Annotated in this window: 16 protein-coding genes; 8 read left to right on the top strand and 8 right to left on the bottom strand. The window is 71.7% G+C overall.

Features of this window, described 5'->3' with window-relative positions:
- The first annotated feature begins 92 nt into the window (after positions 1-92).
- Positions 93-1718 (top strand): chaperonin GroEL, encoded by a 1626-nt coding sequence (gene groL / locus ABZ822_RS16950; RefSeq protein ID WP_360853674.1) that lies wholly within the window; start codon positions 93-95, stop codon positions 1716-1718.
- A 159-nt stretch (positions 1719-1877) separates the two neighbouring features.
- Here groL and ABZ822_RS16955 read toward each other — a convergent pair whose 3' ends face one another.
- The 3 genes from ABZ822_RS16955 to ABZ822_RS16965 all read right to left on the bottom strand — a co-directional run bounded on the left by ABZ822_RS16955 (position 1878) and on the right by ABZ822_RS16965 (position 4242).
- Complete coding sequence (locus ABZ822_RS16955; protein ID WP_360853677.1) at positions 1878-2576, bottom strand: ester cyclase; 699 nt, start codon at positions 2574-2576, stop codon at positions 1878-1880.
- 188 nt (positions 2577-2764) lie between these two features.
- Positions 2765-3538 (bottom strand): SDR family oxidoreductase, encoded by a 774-nt coding sequence (locus tag ABZ822_RS16960; protein WP_360853680.1) that lies wholly within the window; start codon positions 3536-3538, stop codon positions 2765-2767.
- Between the two features lie 32 nt (positions 3539-3570).
- Positions 3571-4242 carry an MOSC domain-containing protein gene (locus tag ABZ822_RS16965; protein ID WP_360853683.1) on the bottom strand — a complete coding sequence of 224 codons (672 nt, stop codon included), beginning with the start codon at positions 4240-4242 and terminating at the stop codon, positions 3571-3573.
- Positions 4243-4321: 79 nt separating this feature from the next.
- Between ABZ822_RS16965 and ABZ822_RS16970 the strand changes: the two genes are divergently transcribed.
- Positions 4322-5260: a LysR family transcriptional regulator gene (locus ABZ822_RS16970; RefSeq protein ID WP_360853686.1), complete on the top strand. Its 939-nt coding sequence runs from the start codon at positions 4322-4324 to the stop codon at positions 5258-5260.
- A gap of 363 nt (positions 5261-5623) precedes the next feature.
- Here ABZ822_RS16970 and ABZ822_RS16975 read toward each other — a convergent pair whose 3' ends face one another.
- Positions 5624-5929 (bottom strand): WhiB family transcriptional regulator, encoded by a 306-nt coding sequence (locus ABZ822_RS16975; protein WP_360853690.1) that lies wholly within the window; start codon positions 5927-5929, stop codon positions 5624-5626.
- Positions 5930-6327: 398 nt separating this feature from the next.
- On the opposite strand from ABZ822_RS16975, the gene ABZ822_RS16980 reads away from it, so the two are divergent.
- From ABZ822_RS16980 to ABZ822_RS16995, 4 genes are all read left to right on the top strand, one after another.
- Positions 6328-6939: a response regulator transcription factor gene (locus ABZ822_RS16980; RefSeq protein ID WP_003948568.1), complete on the top strand. Its 612-nt coding sequence runs from the start codon at positions 6328-6330 to the stop codon at positions 6937-6939.
- 280 nt (positions 6940-7219) lie between these two features.
- The gene (locus tag ABZ822_RS16985; protein WP_360853693.1) at positions 7220-7822 is read left to right on the top strand and encodes a sigma-70 family RNA polymerase sigma factor; all 603 of its coding nucleotides are present in this window, start codon (positions 7220-7222) and stop codon (positions 7820-7822) included.
- A gap of 139 nt (positions 7823-7961) precedes the next feature.
- Positions 7962-9464 carry an IMP dehydrogenase gene (guaB, locus tag ABZ822_RS16990; protein ID WP_360853696.1) on the top strand — a complete coding sequence of 501 codons (1503 nt, stop codon included), beginning with the start codon at positions 7962-7964 and terminating at the stop codon, positions 9462-9464.
- Positions 9465-9667: 203 nt separating this feature from the next.
- On the top strand, positions 9668-10798 hold the full coding sequence (locus ABZ822_RS16995; RefSeq protein ID WP_360853699.1) for a GuaB3 family IMP dehydrogenase-related protein: 1131 nt from the start codon (positions 9668-9670) through the stop codon (positions 10796-10798).
- A 96-nt stretch (positions 10799-10894) separates the two neighbouring features.
- Here ABZ822_RS16995 and ABZ822_RS17000 read toward each other — a convergent pair whose 3' ends face one another.
- The 3 genes from ABZ822_RS17000 to ABZ822_RS17010 all read right to left on the bottom strand — a co-directional run bounded on the left by ABZ822_RS17000 (position 10895) and on the right by ABZ822_RS17010 (position 13446).
- Positions 10895-11431 carry a hypothetical protein gene (locus tag ABZ822_RS17000; RefSeq protein ID WP_360853702.1) on the bottom strand — a complete coding sequence of 179 codons (537 nt, stop codon included), beginning with the start codon at positions 11429-11431 and terminating at the stop codon, positions 10895-10897.
- Between the two features lie 248 nt (positions 11432-11679).
- Positions 11680-12087, bottom strand: coding sequence for a hypothetical protein (locus ABZ822_RS17005; RefSeq protein ID WP_360853705.1), 408 nt, complete (start codon positions 12085-12087; stop codon positions 11680-11682).
- Positions 12088-12183: 96 nt separating this feature from the next.
- Complete coding sequence (locus ABZ822_RS17010) at positions 12184-13446, bottom strand: nucleotide sugar dehydrogenase (RefSeq protein WP_360853708.1); 1263 nt, start codon at positions 13444-13446, stop codon at positions 12184-12186.
- 198 nt (positions 13447-13644) lie between these two features.
- Here ABZ822_RS17010 and ABZ822_RS17015 point away from each other — a divergent pair, with 198 nt between their 5' ends.
- A complete protein-coding gene (locus ABZ822_RS17015) occupies positions 13645-15351 on the top strand; it encodes a glycerol-3-phosphate dehydrogenase/oxidase (protein ID WP_360853711.1) in 1707 nt (568 codons plus the stop codon).
- Between the two features lie 102 nt (positions 15352-15453).
- Here ABZ822_RS17015 and ABZ822_RS17020 read toward each other — a convergent pair whose 3' ends face one another.
- Positions 15454-16686, bottom strand: a complete 1233-nt coding sequence (locus tag ABZ822_RS17020) for a serine hydrolase domain-containing protein (RefSeq protein WP_360853714.1) — start codon at positions 16684-16686, stop codon at positions 15454-15456.
- Between the two features lie 388 nt (positions 16687-17074).
- On the opposite strand from ABZ822_RS17020, the gene ABZ822_RS17025 reads away from it, so the two are divergent.
- Positions 17075-19177, top strand: a complete 2103-nt coding sequence (locus ABZ822_RS17025; protein ID WP_360853717.1) for a serine/threonine-protein kinase — start codon at positions 17075-17077, stop codon at positions 19175-19177.
- Positions 19178-19208 lie beyond the last annotated feature (31 nt).

Consider the following 19208-nt stretch of genomic DNA (forward strand, 5'->3'; position numbering starts at 1 on the left):
TTCACCCACGTTTTGTGATCTGCGCCCCGGCCTCCCGTGTCTGAACAACCGGGCGTCCGGGGCGTAGTTCTTCGAGAGGACATACGCAAACCATGGCGAAGATCCTGAAGTTCGACGAGGACGCCCGTCGCGCCCTCGAGCGCGGCGTCAACAAGCTGGCCGACACCGTCAAGGTGACCATCGGCCCCAAGGGCCGCAACGTCGTCATCGACAAGAAGTTCGGCGCTCCCACCATCACCAACGACGGTGTGACCATCGCCCGCGAGGTCGAGGCCGAGGACCCGTACGAGAACCTCGGCGTCCAGCTCGTCAAGGAGGTGGCGACCAAGACCAACGACATCGCGGGTGACGGCACCACCACCGCGACCGTGCTGGCCCAGGCCCTGGTCCGCGAGGGTCTGCGCAACGTCGCCGCCGGCGCCTCCCCGGCCGCCCTGAAGAAGGGCATCGACGCCGCCGTCAAGGCCGTCTCCGACGACCTTCTCGCCACCGCGCGCCCGATCGACGAGAAGTCCGACATCGCCGCCGTGGCCGCGCTGTCCGCCCAGGACAAGCAGGTCGGCGAGCTGATCGCCGAGGCGATGGACAAGGTCGGCAAGGACGGTGTCATCACCGTCGAGGAGTCCAACACCTTCGGTCTGGAGCTGGACTTCACCGAGGGCATGGCCTTCGACAAGGGCTACCTGTCCCCGTACTTCGTCACCGACCAGGAGCGTATGGAGGCCGTCCTCGAGGACGCCTACATCCTGATCCACCAGGGCAAGATCTCGGCGATCGCCGACCTGCTGCCGCTGCTGGAGAAGGTCATCCAGTCCGGTGGCTCCAAGCCGCTGCTGATCATCGCCGAGGACGTGGACGGCGAGGCGCTCTCCACCCTCGTGGTCAACAAGATCCGCGGCACCTTCAACGCCGTCGCCGTGAAGGCGCCCGGCTTCGGTGACCGCCGCAAGGCCATGCTCGGCGACATCGCCACCCTCACCGGCGGCACCGTCGTCGCCGAGGAGGTCGGCCTCAAGCTCGACCAGGTCGGGCTCGAGGTGCTGGGCACCGCCCGCCGCGTGACCGTCACCAAGGACGACACCACGGTCGTCGACGGTGGCGGCAAGCGTGAGGACGTCGAGGGCCGTATCTCCCAGATCAAGGCCGAGATCGACGCCACCGACTCCGACTGGGACCGCGAGAAGCTCCAGGAGCGCCTCGCGAAGCTGGCCGGCGGCGTGTGCGTGATCAAGGTCGGCGCCGCGACCGAGGTCGAGCTCAAGGAGAAGAAGCACCGTCTGGAGGACGCCATCTCCGCGACCCGCGCCGCGGTCGAGGAGGGCATCGTCTCCGGTGGCGGCTCCGCGCTCGTCCACGCCGCGAAGGTCCTCGAGGGCTCGCTGGACAAGGTCGGCGACGAGGCCACCGGTGTCGCCGTCGTGCGCCGTGCGGTCGTCGAGCCGCTGCGCTGGATCGCCGAGAACTCGGGCCTCGAGGGCTACGTGATCACCTCGAAGGTCTCCGAGCTGGAGAAGGGCCACGGCTTCAACGCCGCGACCGGCGAGTACGGCGACCTGGTCAAGGCCGGCGTCATCGACCCGGTCAAGGTCACCCGCTCCGCGCTGGAGAACGCCGCGTCCATCGCCTCCCTCCTGCTCACCACCGAGACCCTCGTGGTGGAGAAGAAGGAAGAGGAGCCGGCCGAGGCCGGTCACGGCGGTCACGGCCACGCGCACTGACCGTACGCGCATCTCGTACGCACCGAGGCCCGGTGCTCCCGTCGCGGGAGCACCGGGCCTCGGCCGTGTCGTGGTCCGTTCATCCACCGGCGGCGGGGCCACGGTGCTGCCGGTGCACGGGCCGGCGCCCTCACGGTGCCGCGCCGCTCACATCCCGCCTCACATCTCGACGGCGTCGAGCTGACGAAGCAGGCTCAGGATGTCGTACTGCCACCAGCCCTCCTCGATCCTGCCCTCACGCAGCCGGAAGACCGTGACCCCCGTCATCACGCACTCCTTGCCGGTGGCCGGGATGCCCAGGAACTCGCCGCGGTGCGTGCCGCGCCACGTCCACCGCGTCACGACCTCCTCGCCCTCGGCGAGCTGGCTCTCGAGCACGAAGTCGAACGCGAAGGCCTGCCGCCAACCCGCCACGTCCTGACGGATGACGTCCGAGCCGACCGTGGTGTCCTGCTCCTTCATCACGTCGTGATCGACGTAGTCCCACGCGAACAGCTCGTCGATCGCGTCGAGGTTGCCGGCGGTGGCCACCTCCTCGAAGAACCTGCGGGCGGTGGCCTTGTTGAGCTCGTCCTCCCGCACGACCTCCAGATCGGTGAAGGTGGGCATCTCGTCGCAGAGCGCCACCATCTCCTGGAAGGTCCGGTCCGTCTCCGGCAGGCTGGAGTTCCGCATCGCCTCCTCGTACGAGGAGAACTCGACGATCTCCACGTAGTGAGCGTCGTCGGAGCGGTCCCGGCCGACGATCGCGTGGGTGGCGGTCCGCCTGCCCTTGGTCTGTTCGGTCCATGTGTCCATGAGCCGGTTCATGTCGTCGAACTTGCTCGTCTTGCAGTCGATGATCTGCACGAATGTCATGGCACCTCCCGGGACGAGCGCCTGGTGCCCAGTTTAGTGGTGAAAAGGGGGCATCGGTCCGGGTCTTGACGTGTCGATCCTGCCCTCGTTCCAGCGCGTCCAGCTCGCCCGGCCCGTCCGCACCGTTCAGTCCGTCCGGACCGAGCGGCCCGTCCGGACCGAGCGGCCCGCGGCTCGGTCCGGCCCGTTCAGCTCGGCCCGTACTTCCGGCCCGTCCGCGTGGAGATCCCGCCCAGCACGCCGCGCGGCGCCAGCTTGGCCAGGCCCAGCAGCGTCTTGTAGCGGGCGTCCGGGATCGACACCGACTTCCCGCGCGCCAGGTCCTGCATCGCCGCCGTGACGACCTTGTCCGCGTCCAGCCACATCCAGCCCGGGATGTTGTCCGTGCCCATCCCGGCCCGCTCGTGGAACTCGGTGCGGACGAAGCCCGGGCACAGCGCCATCAGCCGCACCCCCGAACCCGCCAGGTCCCGCGCCGCACCCTGCGTGAACTGCACAACCCACGACTTGCTCGCCCCGTACGTCCCGCGCGGTACGAACGCGGCGACCGACGCGACGTTCACCACCCCGCCGCGCCCCCGCTCCTGCATGCCCTCGGCCGCGGCACTCGTCAACCGCAGGACGGCCTCGCAGTGGACCTTGAGCATCCGCAGCTCGTCGGCCATCGGCACCTGGAGATAGCGGCCCTTGTTGCCGAAGCCCGCGTTGTTGACGAGCAGATCCACCGGGTGCACGCGGTCCGCGAGACGGTCCTCGACGGACACGATGCCCTTCTCCTCGGAGAGATCGGCGGACAGCACATCGGCCTCGATGCCGTGCCGGTCGTGCAACTCGGTCGCCTGTTCCCGCAGCCGCTCGACGTCACGGGCCACGAGCACGAGGTTGTGCCCGTCGGCCGCCAGCCGCCGTGCGAACGCGGCCCCGATCCCTGCGGTCGCTCCGGTAATCAGTGCAGTCGTCATGCGCGAACGCTAGCGCGACCCGGCCTCCGGGATCAGACCCTGCCCGCGCCCTGAGACGAGCGCTTCACCGCCGTCTCGCGGGCCTCCGGGGCCAGCGCGTCCCCGGCGGCGAGCACGCGGGAGAGCAGTTCGGGTTCGAGGGTCAGGGCGCGGAAGAGGAACGAGACGCTGACCTCGTGGTCCGGTCGCTCGACGATCGTGACGGGATCCCCGGCCCGGATCTCGCCCGGCTCGATCACCCGCAGATACGCGCCCGGGGCCGCGCGCCGCGTGAATCGCTTCAGCCAGCCCTTCTCCCCGAGCCACCCGGCGAAGGTGCGGCACGGGACGCGGGCGCCGCACACCTCCAGGAGGAGGCCGGAGCCGATCCGCCAGCGCTCACCGATCCGCGCGCCGTTCACGTCCAGTCCGGAGGTGGTGAGGTTCTCGCCGAAGACGCCGTTGCGCAGGGGCCGGCCGAGGTCCGTCTCCCAGGCGTCGAGATCCTCGCGCGCGAAGCTGTAGACCGCCTGGTCGTTCCCGCCGTGATGGCGCCGGTCGCAGACCGCGTCACCGGCCAGTCCGCTGCCCGCCGTCCCCTTGGGGCCAGGGGCGGCGACCCGTACGGGCCCGGCCGCGGGGCGCTTGTCGATCCCGGTCCCGGTGGGGGAGCCGGTGTGGTCGGCGACGTGCGGGCGGCCGAGATTCACGGAGAGCACGTACATGTCCCGAACGTAAGCGGCAGGACCCGAGTCCGCGCGCGATGATTGACCGCGGCCTCAAAGCCTCGCTTATGGTTGGGCCATGATCGAGGCTCGTCACCTCAGAGTGCTGCGCGCCGTCGCCGCGTCCGGCTCCTTCTCCGCCGCCGCCCGCGAACTCGGCTGCACCCAGCCCGCCGTGAGCCAGCAGATGAAAGCCCTGGAGCAGACCGCGGGGACGCCGCTGCTCGTCCGCGCGGGACGGGAGATGCGCCTGACCCAGGCGGGTGAGGCCCTGGTCCGGCACGCGGTCGGGATCCTGGCCGGGCTGACCGCCGCCGAGGAGGAGGTGGCGGCCATCGCCGGGCTGCGGGCCGGACGTGTACGCCTCGTCTCGTTCCCCAGCGGCAGCTCCACGCTCGTACCGACCGCGCTCGCCGAGATGCGCGCCGCCCACCCCGGTATCCAGGTGTCTCTGGTGGAGGCCGAGCCTCCCCGCTCGGTGGAGATGCTGCGGGCCGGGGACTGCGAGATCGCGCTCGCCTTCCGCTACCCCCGGGTGCGGGGCGCGGACCCGGCGGCGGTCCCGGTGGGGGCGGTGCCGGAAGGACACTGGGGGCGGGACGACGTGGTCGTGCGGCCTCTGCTCACGGACCGGCTCGTGGGTGTCGTGCCGGAAGGGCACGTGCTCGCAGGCGCCGACCGCGTCCGGATCGGGGAGCTGGCCGGGGAGTCCTGGATCGCGGGCTGCCCGCGGTGCCGCCGGCATCTGGTCGAGGTGTGCGAGAACGCGGGCTTCACCCCGCGGATCGACTTCGCGACGGACGACTACCCGGCGGTGATCGGCCTGGTCGGGGCCGGTCTGGGGGTGGCCGTCCTGCCCGCGCTGGCGCTGGAGTCCGTACGGGGCAAGGGCGTGGCGACGGTGGAGGTGGAGCCGGCGGTGGAGCGGGAGGTCGTGGCGCTGACGCTGCCGGATCTGGCGCACGTCCCGGCGGTGGAGGCGATGCTGGAGCGTCTCGCGCTGGCGGCCGACCGCTGAGACGGCGGCTGAGACGGCCGCGGGGACGGATGCCCCGGCTGCCCCTGTGGACGCGGCGGCGGTGGGACGGCGGCTGGACGGCCGCTGTGGCTGGTCAGAGGCGGGACGGCGACGCGGGACGGTCCCGTCGGGAAGGCCACGGCGAGACGGCTGTGCGGCACCCCGAGCGTGACGGCGGCCGTGCGGTGCGGCGGAGAGCCGGGCCGCGGCCCGGCGGATCCGGCGGTCGACGGGCCCCTGGTGCGGGCCGGCCTATAGCAGAGGGCGGGCGGTCGTGCCCGCAGGGCAGGCGCGGACGGGCCGCGCAGGGCAAGGCAAAGCGTCACTCAGAGCTACAAGTGCCGCGGTAGAAGAAACGTTTCGTCAGTTACTGCTGGTGGCGATCAGGCGGTGTCTCGCCCGACCCATCAGTTCCTCGCGCTCGTCCTCGGTCAGTCCGCCCCAGACGCCGTACGGCTCCCGGACCGTGAGTGCGTGCGCCGCGCACTCGGCCCGTACCGGGCAGCGCATGCAGACCTCTTTGGCGGAGGCCTCTCGCGCGCTGCGGGCCGCTCCCCGCTCGCCTTCCGGATGGAAGAAGAGCGAGCTGTCGACCCCTCGACATGCGGCCAGGAGCTGCCAGTCCCACAGATCGGCGTTGGGGCCGGGAAGGCGGGAGAAGTCTGCCATTGCTCATCCCCTCGGAGGTTTTCCGGTGGATCAAGTGCCCACGACCGTACATCAACTGTGTAAGTAGATGTAAATATGACTCATTGCGAATCTAGCGACAGACACCGGCAGATGGGAAGAAAAGCGGCCAAATAGGGCATAGTCCATCCGGAGGGTGCCCGATCCAGGCCTCTGACCAGCGCTCACGTACCGCAGCGGCCGCGTGACACCGCCCTCACGTAGAGTATTGAAGGACGCCGCCGAACCCCGTAACTCTTTCGGGTGACCGTCGTTGAGAGTGCGGAGGCGGTTGACGGGACAAGCACTCGGGCAGATGTCCGACGCTGTCAATCGCTGAGGTGACGATACGTACCAGCCTGGAGGCTCAAGGTGACGCGCATCAGCTGCGGAGGACGGTCATGACATCCGTCCTCGTCTGCGACGACTCCCCGCTTGCCCGAGAGGCGCTCCGCCGCGCGGTCGCAACCGTGCCCGGCGTCGAGCGTGTGACGACGGCCGCCAACGGCGAGGAAGTCCTCCGCCGCTGGGGAGCCGACCGATCCGACCTGATTCTCATGGACGTCCGGATGCCCGGTCTCGGTGGTGTCGAGACCGTGCGCCGGCTTCTCTCCGCCGACCCCGGCGCCCGGATCATCATGCTCACCGTCGCCGAGGATCTCGACGGTGTGGCGCTCGCGGTGGCCGCCGGTGCCCGCGGCTATCTGCACAAGGACGCCTCGCGCGCGGAACTGCGGGCCACGGTCACGCAGGCGCTGGCCGACCCCACGTGGCGGCTCGCCCCGCGCCGGCTGCGGTCCGCCGAGATGGGCGCCGCACCGACGCTCACCGCCCGCGAGATCCAGGTGCTGGAGGGCATGAGTCACGGCCGCTCCAACGCGGAGATCGGGCGTGAGCTGTTCCTCTCCGAGGACACCGTCAAGACACACGCCCGTCGGCTCTTCAAGAAGCTCGGCGCCTCGGACCGCGCGCACGCCGTCGCGCTCGGTTTCCGCTGGGGCCTGGTCCGTTAAGGCCGTGCCGGGTGGTTCGTAGCGGGGGAAGGCCGGTCCCCGCCCGCGGTTCCGCGGGCGGGGTGACAGGCGCTTCCGATGGTGCGGACGGAGCAGTGACCAACGCGATGTCAACGTTTCGCGGGCTCTGCCGCATCCTTGGAGGTATGGATTCCTCGGGGAAGGCTCGGTCGGGGGGAGGGTGCAGGACGTGACAACAGGCGCACCCACTCATAACGCTTCGATGCACAACCGCGGGCGCGGTGCCACGCAGCGCCAGGCAGCAAGGCACCATGGACCGATGCGTGACGACGAGACCCATGGCACCGCCATGGCCGGAAGCCCCGGGGGCATCGGCGATCTCGTCCATCGCGCGGTCGAGGGCGACGAGCGGGCCACGCACGACCTGCTGGCCCATGTGCACCCGCTCGCCCTGCGCTACTGCCGCACCAGGCTGTCCCGGCTGCCGGGTGACGCCCGGCACTTCGTGGACGACCTCGCGCAGGAGGTCTGCCTGGCCGTGCTCTGCGCGCTGCCGCGCTACCGCGACACCGGCCGCCCCTTCGAGGCGTTCGTCTTCGCGATCGCCGCGCACAAGGTCGCGGACCTTCAGCGGGCGGCGATGCGCGGGCCCGGGAGTACGGCGGTGCCCTCCGACGAGATGCCGGAGCGCCCCGACGACTCGCTCGGACCCGAGGAGCGCGCCCTGCTGAGCAGCGACGCGGAATGGGCGCGGAAGCTCCTGGCGAGCCTGCCCGAGGTCCAGCGGGAGCTGGTGCTGCTGCGGGTCGCGGTCGGGCTGACCGCCGAGGAAACCGGCCAGATGCTGGGCATGTCACCGGGCGCCGTCCGGGTGGCCCAGCACCGGGCCCTCAGCAGGCTGCGGGCGCTGGCGGAGCAGTGACGGGTGCCGTCGCGCCGCCGGTCGCCCGCACGGTCGCGTGACCGATACCTCTCCTGTGCGGATTCGGGGGCGGAATCCCGGGCACCTTGAGCCCGTTAGCATGGGAGTCCGCGCCGGGCAAGAGCACTGGGAAGGTGTCATGACTGACAACGTCGACGGAACGCCTGAGAAGTTCGCCATGATCGGGCTGACATACGACGACGTGCTGTTGCTGCCGGGCGCGTCGGAGGTCCTGCCGAACGCGGTCGACACCTCGTCCCGCGTATCGCGCAACGTACGCCTCAACGTGCCGCTGGTCTCGGCAGCCATGGACAAGGTGACCGAGGCCCGGATGGCGATCGCCATGGCCCGCCAGGGCGGCGCGGGCGTGCTGCACCGCAATCTCTCCATCGAGGACCAGGCCAACCAGGTCGACCTGGTGAAGCGCTCCGAGTCCGGGATGGTGACCGACCCGATCACCGTCCGCCCGGACGCGACGCTGCGCGAGGCCGACGCCCTCTGCGCGAAGTTCCGCATCAGCGGCGTCCCGGTGACCGACGACGAGGGCAAGCTGCGCGGCATCGTCACCAACCGCGACATGGCCTTCGAGCTGGACCGCAGCCGTCAGGTCCGCGAGGTCATGACCCCGATGCCGCTGGTGACCGGCAAGGTCGGGATCTCCGGCGACGACGCGATGGAGCTGCTGCGCCGCCACAAGATCGAGAAGCTGCCGCTGGTCGACGACCGGGGTGTGCTCAAGGGCCTGATCACGGTCAAGGACTTCGTGAAGGCCGAGAAGTACCCGAACGCGGCGAAGGACGCGGAGGGCCGGCTGGTCGTCGGCGCCGCGGTGGGCGTCGGCGACGAGGCGTACGACCGGGCGCAGGCGCTCGTCGAGGCCGGTGCCGACTTCCTGGTGGTGGACAGCGCGCACGGCCACAGCCGCGGCATCCTCGACATGATCGCCAAGATCAGGTCCAACATCACCGTGGACATCGTCGGTGGGAATGTCGCCACCCGCGACGGCGCCCAGGCGCTGATCGACGCGGGCGTCGACGGTGTGAAGGTCGGCGTCGGGCCCGGCTCGATCTGTACGACGCGGGTCGTGGCGGGCATCGGCGTGCCCCAGGTGACCGCGATCCACGAGGCCGCCCGCGCCTGCGGTCCGGCCGGTGTGCCGCTGATCGGCGACGGCGGCCTGCAGTACAGCGGTGACATCGCGAAAGCCATCGCGGCCGGTGCCGACACGGTCATGCTGGGCTCGCTGCTCGCCGGGTGCGAGGAGTCGCCGGGCGAGATGGTGTTCATCAACGGCAAGCAGTTCAAGTCGTACCGGGGCATGGGCTCGCTGGGCGCGATGCAGTCGCGCGGCCAGGCGCGCTCCTACTCCAAGGACCGCTACTTCCAGGACAACGTCCTTTCCGAGGACAAGCTCGTCCCCGAGGGCATCGAGGGCCAGGTGCCGTACCGCGGCCCGCTGGCCTCCGTGGCGCACCAGCTCGTGGGCGGTCTCCGCGCCTCCATGGGGTACGTCGGCTCGGCCGATGTGCCGGAGCTGAAGGAGAAGGGCCGCTTCGTACGGATCACGGCGGCGGGCCTCAAGGAGAGCCACCCGCACGACATCCAGATGACGACGGAAGCGCCGAACTACTCGCGCCGCTAGTCGGCCGGCGCGGCGTCCGCCCACCGGCCGCACCGCGCCACCGCACCTCCGCCGACGGGCCGCTCCGCGCACACCGCGCGCAGCGGCTCGCGGCACTCCCGGCCCCTGGCCGGGGCAGTTCCGGGCCATGGGCGCCTGCCGGTCCCGCGCGGAGACCGTCGGGGATACTGGTGGGCGCAGACGTTGAGGGAAAGGCCAGACACGTGACTGAGATCGAGATCGGGCGCGGCAAGCGCGGACGCAGGGCGTACGCGTTCGACGACATCGCCGTCGTCCCGAGCCGGCGCACGCGCGACCCGAAGGAGGTCTCGATCGCCTGGCAGATCGACGCCTACCGCTTCGAGCTGCCGTTCCTCACGGCCCCCATGGACTCGGTCGTCTCCCCGCAGACCGCGATCCGCATCGGTGAACTCGGTGGCCTCGGCGTCCTCAACCTCGAGGGCCTGTGGACCCGGTACGAGGACCCCGAGCCGCTGCTCGCCGAGATCGCCGAACTGGACGAGCGCACCGCCACGCGCCGTATGCAGGAGATCTACGCTTCCCCGATCAAGGAGGAGCTGATCGGCCAGCGCATCAAGGAGGTGCGCGACGCGGGTGTGGTGACCGCCGCGGCGCTGTCGCCGCAGCGCACCGCGCAGTTCTCCAAGGCCGTGGTGGACGCGGGCGTCGACATCTTCGTGATCCGCGGGACCACGGTCTCGGCCGAGCACGTCTCCGGTGCGGCCGAGCCGCTCAACCTCAAGCAGTTCATCTACGAGCTGGACGTGCCGGTGATCGTCGGCGGCTGCGCCACGTACACCGCCGCCCTCCACCTCATGCGTACGGGCGCGGCGGGCGTCCTCGTGGGCTTCGGCGGCGGCGCCGCGCACACCACCCGTAACGTGCTGGGCATCCAGGTGCCGATGGCGACGGCGGTGGCGGATGTCGCGGCGGCCCGACGGGACTACATGGACGAGTCCGGCGGCCGGTACGTCCACGTCATCGCCGACGGCGGCGTGGGCTGGTCCGGGGACCTCCCGAAGGCCATCGCCTGCGGCGCGGACGCGGTGATGATGGGCTCGCCGCTGGCCCGCGCGACGGACGCGCCGGGGCGCGGACACCACTGGGGCATGGAGGCCGTCCACGACGAGGTGCCGCGCGGCAAGCGGATGAACCTCGGCGCGGTCGGTACGACGGAGGAGGTCCTGCTGGGCCCCTCGCACATCCCGGACGGTTCGATGAACTTCTTCGGTGCGCTGCGCCGCGCGATGGCGACCACGGGCTACAGCGACCTGAAGGAGTTCCAGCGCGTCGAGGTGACGGTGGCTCCCTCGGCCCACCACACCAGGCGCTGACGCCAGACCCTGAGATAGGTGAACGGGCCCCGACCGCACGGCGGTCGGGGCCCGTTCACTGATGACGCGTGCTGCCCGTTGCCGGACTACGTGGCGTCAGCTGCCGGACTTCTTGGCGACGCTGAAGCCCGCGGCCGCGGCGAGAGCGAAGAAGAGGTAGCTGATGGCGTCCAGGTCTTCCTTCCAGCCGTCGAAGAGGCGACTGAAGTTGTCGAAGAAGATCTCGGTGGCGGCCGGTGCGCCCGGGAAGTACTCCGCCATGATCAGGGCGTAGCCGTACAGCTCGCCGAGGACCACGGCCACGACGCCGAGGACGGCACCGAGGATCTGCAGGGCCACGTTGTTGCCGCCGAACTTGCCCAGGGCGAAGCCGATGAGCGCGCCCACGCCGACCGCGAGGTAGCCGATCTGCGTGACTTCGCCCTTGTCCTCGTCGAAGGTGGCGTACAGGACGCCCGCGTAGATGCCTGCCGCGACGAGGGCGGCGACGATGCCGAGCACCACGGCAAGGCCGACGTTGCCCCTACGGACGGGCGCCGGGGGCGGCGGGTACGCGCCGGGCTGCTGCTGGGCGAACGGGTTCCCGGGCTGCTGAGGCTGTGACTGAGGCTGCTGCTGCCAAGGCTGGCTCATGTGCTGTCCCCCGATGTGAAGGTGTCGTTGGAAACCGCATCCGTGAACGAGCACGCGGACGTGTCGCACAGGAGTGCGGTTGACTCAATTTCGGCCAGAAGGCTAGCAGTTGGCGCTGACAGCGGGGCAACGCGTTTCTACGGTCCGTGACAAGCCTGGGACCTGAGCGCGCAACCATCGTGATGCGACGCGCCCCGGCAACCCCTTGGCGAGGACGTCCGCCGCCGCGTAGGGCCCCCGAACTGCCGTTATTCGGCGATCCGTTGGGCCACCAGACAGCCCTCCAGTGCCGCCACCGCGTAGAAGGCGATGTCGTTCTCGCCGAGGATCTCGCCGCGCCAGTGGTCGACGGCGGAGCCGGGGTGCCAGACGAACATCCCGCCCTGCTCCACCAGCATCCACGCGGCCAGGACCTGGGCCAGCGCGACCCCGGCCAGGGCCAGCGGGATGCCCCACAGCGCCACCGACCGGCCGCGGCCGCCCACCTTGCCGAGGACGGCGCCGACGAACAGCCCCATGGCCAGGGCCCAGTAGCCGAGTTCGGGCCCAGTTGGTCCTGAGGCGCCCTGAAGGGGGCCCAGCAGCAGGGCGCCGGCGAGTGCCGCTGCCGCGCCCGCGGCGACCCCGGCCGAGGCCCGCTCCGACGTCCCGCTCATCCGGGGTCCGGCTCCCGTCGCACGGGACCGGCCGGGGACACCCGCGCCGGCAGAGCGCGCGGCGTCAGGGCCGGCGGGCGCACGGCCGTTCCTGCGTCACAGCCGGTGCGCGGCACCGACCGGCGTCGCGCCCCGCGTGTCCAGGAGCAACTGGGCCTTCACGGCGAGCCCTTGGAGGTCGTACGTGCGGTGGTGCTGGAGCAGCACGGTCAGGTCGGCTGCTGCCGCGGCCTCGTACAGCGCGTCGGCGCGCGGCACCTGCCGTCCCAGGACGCTCCACTGGTGCACGAACGGGTCGTGGTAGCTGAGCTGCGCGCCCATCTCCATCAGCCGGGTGGCGATCTCGCGCGCGGGCGAGCCGTCCTGGTCGCGGACGTCCGGCTTGTACGTCACCCCGAGCAGCAGGATGCGGGCGCCGCGCGCGGACTTGCCGTGCTCGTTGAGCAGGGCGGCGCAGCGGTGGATCACATAGCGCGGCATGCCGTCGTTGACCTCCTGCGCCAGCTCCACCATCCGCAGCGGGTGGCCGGGGCTCTGTCCCTTCGGCGCGAGACGCCCGGGGTCGATGGCGGCGCCGCGCCCGCCGACCCCCGGCCCCGGGCGGAAGGCCTGGAAGCCGAACGGCTTGGTCTCGGCGCACCGCACCACGTCCCACACGTCGACGCCGATGTCGTGGCAGAGAACGGCCATCTCGTTGGCGAAGGCGATGTTGACGTGCCGGTAGTTGGTCTCCAGGACCTGGACGACCTCGGCCTCGCGCAGTCCGCGGGCCCGGACGACGCGGTCGGTGATCCGCCCGTAGAAGGCGGCGGCCGCTTCGGTGCAGGCGGGGGTCAGGCCGCCGATGACCTTCGGGGTGTTGGCGGGGCCGAAGCGGCGGTTGCCGGGGTCCAGGCGGCTGGGCGCGTACGCGAGGTGGAAGTCGCGGCCGCCGCGCAGCCCGGAGCCCTGCTCCAGGATCGGGAGCAGGAACTCCTCGGTGGTGCCCGGGTACGCGGTGGACTCCAGCAGCACGGTCGCGTGCGGCCGGAGCCACGCCGCCAGCACCCGGGCCGCCTCCCCGAGGGCCGACAGGTCCGGGGCTCCGTCCTCGCCGACCGGCGTCGGCGCGCAGATCACGGCCGTACGGACCCGCCCCAGCTCGGCCGGGTCGGTGGTGGGGCGGAAGCCGCCGGACAGCATCCGGCGGACGTCGGCCGCGGCGAGCGAGCCGTCCACCGGGGGCCGGCCGGCGCGCAGCTCGGCGACGGCGTGACCGTCGGGGTCGTAGCCGATGGTGGAGATGCCCGCGGCGGTGGCCGCCTGGGCGAGGGGGAGGCCGAGGTGGCCGAGTCCGATGACGGCGAGGTCCGCGGGCATGGCTGGTGGCCGTCCTTCCCGAGACGATCTTCCTGAGGCGCTATGTAAGGCTAAGCACACATATGACTGATATTGAGTATTGGCTGATGGTGGAGGTATCGGTGTTGCCGCCGCCCGGCGCCCGGAGATTGCGGGCCCGTGGCGCGGTGAGAATCCCTGGGCGGGGAAAGAGCGACCCGGACACGACGGGAGGCAGCGGTGAGGACAGCGACACTGGGACCGGCCGAGCGCGGTGAGGCACTCGCCCGCATGGCGGAACACGAGCTGGACATTCTGGTCGTGGGCGCGGGAGTCGTCGGCGCGGGTACGGCGCTGGACGCCGCGACCCGCGGCCTGTCGACCGGGCTCGTGGAGGCGCGCGACTGGGCCTCCGGGACCTCCAGCCGCTCGAGCAAGCTCATCCACGGCGGGCTGCGGTATCTGGAGATGCTCGACTTCGCGCTCGTACGCGAGGCCCTCAAGGAGCGCGGACTGCTGCTGGAGCGGCTCGCGCCGCACCTGGTCAAGCCGGTGCCGTTCCTCTATCCGCTGCAGCACAAGGGCTGGGAGCGCTGGTACGCCGGGTCCGGCGTGGCGCTCTACGACACCATGTCCGTCTCCTCCGGCCACGGCCGCGGCCTGCCCCTGCACCGCCACCTCTCGCGCAAGCACGCGCTGCGCGTCGCCCCGGCCCTGAAACGGGACGCGCTCGTCGGCGCCCTGCAGTACTACGACGCCCAGATGGACGACGCCCGCTACGTCGCCACGCTCGTCCGCACCGCGGTCGCCTACGGCGCCGAGGCCGCCAACCGCGCCCGCGTCATCGGCTTCCTCCGCGAGGGCGAGCGTGTCGTCGGTGCCCGCGTGCAGGACGTGGAGGGCGGCGGCGAGTACGAGATCCGGGCCAAGCAGATCGTCAACGCGACCGGGGTGTGGACCGACGACACCCAGGCGCTGATCGGCGAGCGCGGCCAGTTCCACGTACGGGCGTCCAAGGGCATCCATCTGGTCGTGCCGAAGGACCGGATCCACTCCACGACCGGGCTGATCCTGCGCACGGAGAAGAGCGTGCTGTTCGTCATCCCGTGGGGCCGGCACTGGATCGTCGGGACGACGGACACCGACTGGGACCTGGACAAGGCGCACCCCGCCGCCTCCAGCGCCGACATCGACTATCTGCTGGAGCATGTGAACTCGGTCCTGGCCGTGCCGCTGACCCGGGACGACGTCGAGGGCGTCTACGCCGGGCTGCGCCCGCTGCTCGCCGGCGAGTCGGAGGCCACGAGCAAGCTGTCGCGCGAGCACACGGTCGCCCACCCGGTGCCGGGGCTCGTGGTGGTCGCCGGCGGGAAGTACACGACGTACCGCGTGATGGCCAAGGACGCCGTGGACGCGGCCGTGCACGGCCTGGACCAGCGCGTCGCGGACTGCGTCACCGAGGACATCCCGCTGATCGGCGCGGAGGGCTACCGGGCGCTGTGGAACGCGCGGGCGCGGATCGCCGCCCGCACGGGCCTGCACGTGGTGCGGGTGGAGCATCTGCTCAACCGGTACGGCTCGCTGACCGAGGAGATCCTGGAGCTGATCGCGGCCGATCCGTCGCTGGGCGAGCCGCTGACCGCAGCCGACGACTATCTCCGTGCCGAGATCGTCTACGCCGCGTCGCACGAGGGCGCGCGGCACCTGGACGACGTCCTGACCCGCAGGACGCGCATCTCCATCGAGACCTTCGACCGGGGAGCGCGCAGCGCACGGGAGGCCGCGGACCTGATCGCGCCCGTGCTGGGCTGGGACAAGGACCAGGTCGAGAAGGAAGTCGAGCACTACCAGAAGCGGGTGGAGGCCGAGCGCGAGTCCCAGCTCCAGCCGGACGACCAGACGGCGGACGCGGCACGGCTCGGCGCGCCGGACATCGTCCCGATCTAGGACCTGGCCGGGCTTCGGTGCGACCGGGGCCCGGCCGAAGCGCTGTCAACGCGCCTTCACCGCCCGTCCGTTCCGGCCGTTGCCGCCGGAGCGGGCGGGCGGTCAGCGTGTGCGCCGCGGGCAGAACTCGGCCTGCTGCAGGCGGGTTTCGGCGCGGAGGGAGGGGGCGTGGTCGGTGTTCACGCGGTAGGTGAGCACGTGGCTGCCGTCCGCGGTGCCGAGCGCCCGGACGTAACTGCCGTTGATGGTGCCGTTGTGGCCCCACAGGGTCACCCCGCACCGCAGCCGGACGGGGAAGAGGCCGAGGCCGTAGCGCCCGCCGGTCCTGGTGGTGTCCCGCATCTCCCGGAGCTGCCGTGGTTCGAGCAGCGCCCCGCTCAGCAGCGCGTGGAGGAAGCGGCTCAGGTCGCCGAGGGTGGAGACGGCCTCGCCCGCGGCGCCGGCGCTCGACGGGTCGAGCCGGGTCACGTCGTCGAGGGCGCGCTCATGAGCGGCGCCGCTCCGGCCGTGGCGGGCACGCGGCTCGTCGCCGGCCTTCTCGTCGGTGGTCTCACCGGCCGTCGAGTACGCCCTCCCGTGCGGGTACGGCAGCTCTGAGCGCGTCCCGGGGAACGAGGTGGCCTCCAGGCGCAGGGGCCGCAGCACCCGGCGCTCGACCTCCTCGGCGTACGGGCGGCCGGTCACCTTCTCGACGATCAGCCCGAGCAGGATGTAGTCGGTGTTGGAGTAGCCGTACGCCGTGCCGGGCGCGAAGCGGGGCGGGTGGCGCAGCGCGACGCGTACCAGCTCCCGGGGCGTGTGGGCCTCCATGCGGTGCGCGCGGAAGCCCCGGCCGAAGAGGCGTGCGGCGAGCCGCGGATCCTCGGTGTAGTTGAACAGACCGCTGGTGTGCGCGAGGAGTTGGCGGACGGTGATCCGCCGGCCGTCGTTGCCGCGGCCGCGCACCAGGCCCGGCAGATGGTCCTCGACGTGGTCGGATGGCCGGAGGCGGCCCTCTCCGGCCAGTTGCAGGACGACCGTGGCGACGAACGTCTTGGTGAGGCTCCCCGCGCGGAACCGGTCGCCCGCCCGCATCCGGCGCTCGCTGCGCAGGTCCGCGACGCCCGCCGCGCCGAACCACGGTGCGCGGCCTTCCGTACGGGACAGGGCCGCCGCGCCCGGCGCACCGCCCGCCGTCACCAGGCCCCGCACGGCGTCGCGTACGCCCGGCCGGGTGCTCTCCGCGCGCGTCGCGGCGCTCCCGCCGGGCGTCGCGCAGCCGCCCGCCAGCAGCGTGGCGGACAGCGCAACGGACAGTGCGGCGGCGGCCGTTCGGCGTGCGGTGCGCTCGGTCATCGTCGTCGGTTCCCGGCCTCGTTTCCCTGCTCGTTCCTGCCGATGTACGTGTCGTCGTGCCCGTGCCCGGGGGCGTGGTCCCGCGCGCGGGTGCGGCGGGATTCCGCCGCCCGTACGGGGTTCCCCGGGGCGCCTGGGCCGCGGACGGCCCGTCGGCCCGCATGAGCGGACGGTAGTGGACCGCCCTGCGCCCGTCACCGCGGGTCCCGGCAGGGGCGCCTACCCAGACCCGCACTCCGAGCACCCCCTCGCATGAGGGAGAATGGGGGCTCTGCCGGGGCCGGTCGCGCGAGTTGGATTCACGAAAGCACCATGAATCGCCATGGGTCGCCTTGAACCACAGCCAACTCGGCGCCATCGTGGATTGATTGCAGCGCTGAGGGGATGCATGTCGGAGGCGGAGCAGACACAGGGCAGCACAGGACGCCTCCTCGCCGGACGCTACCGGCTGGGAGAGGTCCTCGGCCGCGGCGGGATGGGCACGGTCTGGCGGGCCGAGGACGAGACGCTCGGCAGGACGGTGGCGGTCAAGGAGCTGCGGTTCTCGTCCCACGTCGACGAGGACGAGAAGCAGCGCCTCATCACCCGCACGCTGCGCGAGGCCAAGGCCATCGCGCGGATCCGCAGCAAGGGCGCGGTCACCGTCTACGACGTGGTCGACGAGGACGACCGGCCCTGGATCGTCATGGAGCTGATCGAGGGCAACTCCCTCGCCGAGGTGATCCGGGAGACCGGCGGCCTCACCCCGCACCGCGCCGCCGAGGTCGGGCTCGAGGTCCTCGACGTGCTGCGCGCGGCGCACCGCGAGGGCATCCTGCACCGCGACGTGAAGCCGTCCAACGTGCTCATCTCGGAGGACGGGCGCGTCGTCCTCACCGATTTCGGCATCGCGCAGGTCGAGGGCGACCCGTCGGTCACGTCCACCGGCATGCTCGTCGGCGCCCCCTCGTACATCTCGCCCGAGCGCGCCCGCGGCCACAAGCCCGGCCCGCCCGCCGACCTGTGGTCGCTGGGCGGCCTGCTCTACGCCTGCGTGGAGGGCGTGCCGCCGTACGACAAGAGTTCGGCGCTCGCCACGCTCACCGCCGTCATGACCGAGCCCCTGGACCCGCCGAAGAACGCGGGCCCGCTGGAGGAGGTCATCTACGGTCTGCTGGCCAAGGATCCCGACCAGCGGCTGGACGACGCGGGCGCGCGGGCGCTGCTCACGGACGCCTTCAACGCGCCGGAGGACCAGGGACCCGAGGCGCCGTCCGGCGAGCGGACGCGGATGATCCCGATGCCGCCGGACCCCGACCGGGTCCCGAAGTCCGAGCGGTCGGCGGCGAAGACGGCGAAGCCCGCCAAGACGGCGAAGCCCGCCAAGACGGCGAAGCCCGCCAAGACGGCGAAGGCCACGAAGGCGGCCGCGAAGCCCGCGAAGACCCCGCCCGCGCAGAAGAAGGCCCCGGCGGCCGAGCGGAGCACGGCGAAGCCCGCGCGCACGCCCGAGCCGGAGGCGAGGACGACCGCGATGGCGGCAGACGCGGCAGCGGATGCGGGGCAGGACGCCTCGCCCGCTCCGTCCGCAGGGGCGCGCGGCGAGGTCGAGAAGCGCTTGCGGAACGCGCTGGCGTCCGTACGCAACGCCGCCAGGTCCACGCCCGCGCCGGCCCCGGGCCACGGCGAGGTCGAGCGGAAGCAGCCCGAGGCCGCGCCCCTCACGGACGTGTTCTCCCGGCGGACCCTGCTCATCGTGGCCGTGATGGTGGCGCTCGTCGTCCTCGGCACGATCCTGGCGATCGCCTTCCGCGACGGCGGCGACAACGGTGCCAAGGGCGGCCCGTCCGGCGGCGACAAGGCGGCCTCCGCGGGCAGCGAGGGCGGCAAGGGCGCACAGGACGGGAAGAAGTCCCCGGAGGGCGGGGAGGACGGGGAGAGGACCGGGGAGGCCGAGGACGAGCAGCCGAAGTCGGGTTCGGGACCGGACGAGGGCACGGGGTCGGATTCCGGTTCCGGCAGCGGATCCGGCTCGGGCCCCGGCAAGGGGGAGTTGCCCGACGGCTACGACAAGGTCTCCGACTCCCGCTTCCACTTCTCCATGGGGCTCCCCGAGGAATGGCACCGTACCGGCGTCGCGGGCCGGAACTCCGGCGGGATATACAGCAAGTCCGGCGGATTCCCGCGCGTTCAGATCGACTTCAGCCCGAATCCGACCTCCGACGCCCTGGCCGCATGGAAGAGCCTGGAGCCTGCCGTGCGCAGCAACTCCACGGACTACCGCAGGATCAGCCTCAAGAAGGTCGAGTACCGGAACTACCCGACCGTGGCCGACTGGATCTTCGAGCGGAAGCAGAACGGGGAGCGGGTTCGCGTCCTCGACCGCGGCTTCAAGGTGGATGCCGACCACGGCTACTCCATCATGATCACCTGCAAGGCGGACGAGTGGGACGGCAAGGAGTGCTCCACGCTCCGCGACACGGCATTCGCCACGTTCCGGCCCAAGGACTGACCAGTGCCCGCCTCGGGCACGTATCGTGAGA

It is taken from the genome of Streptomyces sp. NPDC047108, from assembly GCF_040643575.1.
Classification (GTDB): Bacteria; Actinomycetota; Actinomycetes; order Streptomycetales; family Streptomycetaceae; genus Streptomyces.